Here is a 4,753-nt window from a genome sequence, read left to right on the forward strand (position 1 = left end):
CAGCGCGGGCAGGGCCTGCCAGGCGCCCCCAACTGTCCATCGATGCCGGACGGCGCGATCCAGTGCAGCTGCCCGTCGTACGCCCCAGCGCCCACGGCCGCCGCCTCGCCCAGCGGCGCCACGACGGGGATCTTGGCCACGCGCAAGCCGCCCAGCGCCTGCCACCCTGCCCAGGTGCCGTCATGGCGCTGCTTGTTCGCCCACACGCCGCCCAGCGGGTCGCGCACCATCAGGCCGGCCGTGCCGTCGGCATGGGCGAACGTCACTAGCGGTCCGTTGGTGCGTCCGCCCAGGCATTGCCAGCGGCGCTGGCCGGAATCCCAGCGATTGACGGCCGCGTTGGTTTCGCCGGCGGCAAACACCACCAGCCCGCCGCGCCCGTCCGAATACACCTGCGGCGCCATGTCCTTGCGCGACACGTAATAGGCGCGCTGCACCCAGGCCGCGGCCGGCCCCGCGGGCTCCTTGCAGCCGGTCGGCCCCGCGCAGTAGTGGTAGTCGTTCCAGGCGTAGTGCTGGAAGATCATGGACTTATCGGCGATTTCCGCGTCGTCCAGGTTGCTGGCTCGTTCCTGGCTCGGATAGTCGATGTAGCCCGCCTCGGCATAGTTGCCGGGCACGCGCAGCATGGCTTCGCGCACCAGCCGCGCGCTGGCGATGTGGTCGGGATGCCCGTGGCCCGCGCAACGCCAGCACAGCTCCGTGTACGGAACGCTGATCGTATCGTCCAGGTGGCGCACCGTGGTCGGGCCGTACTGGCGGATCAGGCCGGCCAGGGTATCCACGAGCTGCGCGCGCGTGTAGACCTCCACATGCGGGCCCAGCGTGTCCACGCGCTGCCCGGGCTCGGACTCGGTGCGGCTCAGCGGCGTCAGGCTGCCCCAGCCCTTGCCCAGCCAGGGATCTTTCAGGCGCATGTGCCAGAGCTGTACGCGCGGATTGCCGCGCAAGGTGAAGCGCGCGATGGTGCGCCCGCTCACGGTGCCCGCGTCTTCCCGCCAGTCGTCGGGCTGATGCGCCATATAGGCGTAGGCCGAGCGTATGCCGCGCTCGCGGCCCAGCATATAGCCTTCGCCCTCGCCGGCGTCGCTGGCGGTCAGGTACACCACCCGCACACAGCCGCCCGCCTCGATGTTGGCGGCGATATCCGGGTTCATGAACAGCAGATCGTCATCCAGGTGGGCCACGAAAGCCAGGTCCTTGATGCCGTGGCATTGCGCCAGCGAGGGCGGGGCGGCCTGCGCAGGGCAAGAGATCAGGCTGACGAGCGCGCAGAAGAGCGCGCGGACCACCAGGCGCGGCAGGACCATCGGAACGGACATATAAGAGACGAACAGGGAATTGCAATGAAACGGGGAAAGGCGGTGCACGGCGCGGCGCCCGGGAAAGGGCGCGCGCGGGCCGGCACGCAACGGACTTCACTTCATGGCAGCCGGGGGCCGCACGTTCAGGTTCAGGCCTGGGCTTCCGCCACCGCGCGCTGCACCGCCGGGCGGTTGCCGACACGCTCCAGGTAGGCCGTCAGCTTGGGAAACCGCGTCATGTCCACGCCGTCGCCCTCCAGCCAGCTGCCGATCGTGTACAGATAGCCGTCGACGTAGCTGTAGCGGTCGCCCGCCGCCCAGGGGCCGGCGATCTGCGTTTCGAGGTAGGCCGCGCAGGCCGTCATCGTTTCGGGAACCTTGGCCCGCATCGCTTCGTGCGCCGCGGGGTCGTCCGCCCAGCGCGCGCCGCGCCGTTTGTGCGCATGCGCCACGTGCGCCGTCGAAGCCAGATAGCTCGCCAGCTCCTGAAGCCGCGCGAAGGCGAACGGATCGTCCAGCGGGGCCAGCTTCGCGTCCGGAAAGCTCTGCGCCACGAAAGCCAGCAGGGCAGGCGTCTCCGTCAGCACGCCCTGCGGCGTGGCCAGCGCCGGCACCCGGCCCTTGGGATTCACGCGCAGGTACTCCGCGCTCTGCTGCTGCCCGGCGGAGAAATCGAGCTTCACCAGATCGAAATCGGCGTCCGCCTCGCGCAGCGCGATATGAGTGGCCAGCGCGCACGTGCCGGGAGCGGTATAGAAAGTCCAACGTGACATCTGCGTTTCCTTGTATGGGGCTGCGTCGGATGCCAAGAATAACGGCGGCGGGCGCAAGGATAAAGGTGACGGGTCGAAGGGCGGGCCGCGCCGCCGCGACCGGAAGGCCGGCGCGGCCCGGGCCACGATCAGGTGTGGTCTTTCATGGTGGCGGCGGGGGCATTGGCCTTGACGGATTCGATGCCGTTATCCCGCGCCGCGGTGCCCGAATACATTTCGCTCTGGCCGATCACCTGCCCGTTTGCCGCGGTCAGCGTGAAATACGGCGAACCATTGGCCGCCGTCTTGCGCTCATACCTCGCATCGATCGGCGCATTCTGGCGGACCGACGCAATGCCGTCCTGGGCGCTGGCTTTCGAGGAATAGCGCTGGCTGCTGAGAATGATTTCGTGATTGCCCGCTTTCAGGTTGAACACATACTGATCGCCGCTGCGCTTCAATTCAAAGTAACCGCTCATGAAAATCTCCTATGTTGTTATTCGGAGTTGATCGGTGCTGCGATGCGTACATGCAGGAACGCGGGGCAATAATAGTTCAAGCTTTATGGTTCGGGAATGAAGATGCGCATTCCTTGAATATCGGCCGGCCTCGAAAACAAAGGCCGCCTCTTCGGCGGCCGCTCCTTCCGGCGCGGCGGCTGGCGCCGCCGGTCCGTGCGCCCAAGCGGCGCGCGCGTTTAATTCCACTTGCCGCCATTTCCGGCCAGGCTGAACCTTCCGGCTCCCATGAACGCGATAGCGAGCGCGCAGAAGAGGAACATGCCCTGTAGTTCCAGCGCCCAGCCGCCGCTATTGTTCAGGCTGGAGATTTGCCCGGTGTGCGCGAGCAGGATGGCGACCACCATATTGATGGCGATGATGAGGCCGCCCAGGCGGGTGTAGATGCCCACGATGATGAGCACCGGGGCGAGGATTTCGCCGATATAGACGCCGTAGGCGAGAAATCCGGGCAGGCCGTGCGAGGACAGCATGCCGGCGATGCCGCCGACGCCGCCGCCGGTGATCTTGAAAAGACCGTGCAACAGGATCAGGATGCCCAGCGCCAGGCGCAGGACCAGCTTGCCAGTGTCGTCGGATTTGAACATGTCTGGATTCTCTTTTTTAGTCCGGAATGCCGGACAGGCGCGGCCATTATGGCAAGACCCGGGGAAAATCATCAAGCTTTTGTCCCCGGAGCGTTAACTAACGCTTACAGCTCTTCCAGATAGCGCATGCGGAAGCGCCGGCCTTTGATGTTGCAGGCGGAAAGCCGGCCGTAGGCCTGCCTGGCGATGCGGCGGTCCAGGGCGACATAGGTGTTGTATTCGGTGACGTTGATCTTGCCCAGCTGTTCGAAGGCCAGCCCGCCTTCGCCGGTGAAGGCGCCGACCAGATCGCCGGGGCGCAGCTTGTCTTTCTTGCCGCCCTGGATGCAGAGGGTCACCATGGGCGCGCGCAGCGGCCGGTCGGCGCGCGGGCGCAGCGACTGGAGATCGCCCCAGACCAGGGGGGCGCCCTGGTATTGCTCGATGAGGGTGGCCCAGCGCATTTCGTCGGCGGCGCACAGGCTGAGCGCCAGGCCCTTCTGTTCGCCGCGGCCGCTGCGTCCGATGCGGTGGATGTGCACCTCGGTGTCTTTGGTGACATCCACGTTGATGACGGCGCCCAGGTTCTGGATATCCAGCCCGCGGGCGGCCACGTCGGTGGCGACGAGGACGGCGCAGCTCTGGTTGGCGAACTGGATGAGGATCTCGTCGCGCTCGCGCTGTTCGAGGTCGCCATGCAGCGCGAGGGCGCTCACGCCCTGGTCGCGCAGGGTTTGCACCAGGTCGTGGCTGCGGGCCTTGGTGTTGCAGAAGGCCAGGGTGGAGGCGGGGCGGAAGTGGGCGAGCAGGCGCGCGACGGCGTCGAGCCGTTCTTCGGGGGCGATTTCGTAAAAGATCTGTTCGATGCGGCTGGCGTCGTGCCGGGCTTCGACCTTGACCTCGGCGGGGTTGCGCAGGAAGCGGGCGCTGAGCTTGCGGATGTTGTCCGGGTAGGTGGCCGAGAACAGCAGGGTCTGGCGCTTGGCCGGGCAGTGCGAAACGATGGCCACGATGTCGTCGTAGAAGCCCATGTCGACCATGCGGTCGGCTTCGTCCAGCACCAGGGTGTTGAGCCCGGCCAGGTCTAGATTGCCGCGCGCGAGGTGGTCCAGGACGCGGCCGGGGGTGCCGACGACGACGTGGGCGCCGCGGGCCAGGGACTCGGCCTGCGGGCGCACCGCGGCGCCGCCGCACAGGGTGAGCACCTTGATGTTGGGAATGAGGCGGGCCAGCCGGCGCAGTTCCTGGGCGACCTGGTCGGCCAGTTCGCGCGTGGGGCACAGCGCCAGCGTTTGCGGGGCGAACCAGGGCGGGTTGACTTTCTGCAGCGCGCCCAGGCCGAAGGCGGCGGTCTTGCCGCTGCCGGTCTTGGCCTGGGCGATCAGGTCGCGGCCTTCGAGGATGAGCGGCAGGCTTTGCGCCTGGATGGGCGTCATGCGCTCGAAGCCCAGGCTTTGCAGGTTCTGAAGCAGGGCGGGCGCAAGGGGCAGGGTGGAGAACTCGGTGTCGGTCACGGCAAGGCGGGCCCGCCACGAAGGGGGGCGCAATAAGAAGCGTAGGGCGTGAGTGTAAGCCCTGGCGGGTCGGCGCGCCCTAGCCGGCGGGCGGCGGCG

Annotated in this window: 4 protein-coding genes and 1 pseudogene; all 5 read right to left on the reverse strand. The window is 67.5% G+C overall.

Features of this window, described 5'->3' with window-relative positions; translation table 11 throughout:
- Positions 1-1,310, reverse strand: a pseudogene (locus tag AD428_RS22970) (PIG-L family deacetylase); the annotation flags it as partial.
- Between the two features lie 143 nt (positions 1,311-1,453).
- A complete protein-coding gene (locus AD428_RS22975; RefSeq protein ID WP_053246697.1) occupies positions 1,454-2,077 on the reverse strand; it encodes a glutathione S-transferase family protein in 624 nt (207 codons plus the stop codon).
- 128 nt (positions 2,078-2,205) lie between these two features.
- Positions 2,206-2,535 carry a YegP family protein gene (locus tag AD428_RS22980; protein WP_053246698.1) on the reverse strand — a complete coding sequence of 110 codons (330 nt, stop codon included), beginning with the start codon at positions 2,533-2,535 and terminating at the stop codon, positions 2,206-2,208.
- A 218-nt stretch (positions 2,536-2,753) separates the two neighbouring features.
- Positions 2,754-3,161 (reverse strand): DoxX family protein, encoded by a 408-nt coding sequence (locus AD428_RS22985; RefSeq protein ID WP_053246699.1) that lies wholly within the window; start codon positions 3,159-3,161, stop codon positions 2,754-2,756.
- 104 nt (positions 3,162-3,265) lie between these two features.
- A complete protein-coding gene (gene dbpA, locus AD428_RS22990; RefSeq protein WP_053246700.1) occupies positions 3,266-4,654 on the reverse strand; it encodes an ATP-dependent RNA helicase DbpA in 1,389 nt (462 codons plus the stop codon).
- Between the last annotated feature and the right edge of the window lie 99 nt (positions 4,655-4,753).

The sequence above is a fragment of the Achromobacter sp. DMS1 genome (genome assembly GCF_001270295.1).

Coding starts and splice junctions, on each gene's coding strand:
- AD428_RS22985 (WP_053246699.1), bottom strand. CDS start 3,161: ATGTTCAAATCCGACGACACTGGCAAGCTGGTCCTGCGCCTGGCGCTG.
- AD428_RS22980 (WP_053246698.1), bottom strand. CDS start 2,535: ATGAGCGGTTACTTTGAATTGAAGCGCAGCGGCGATCAGTATGTGTTC.
- AD428_RS22975 (WP_053246697.1), bottom strand. CDS start 2,077: ATGTCACGTTGGACTTTCTATACCGCTCCCGGCACGTGCGCGCTGGCC.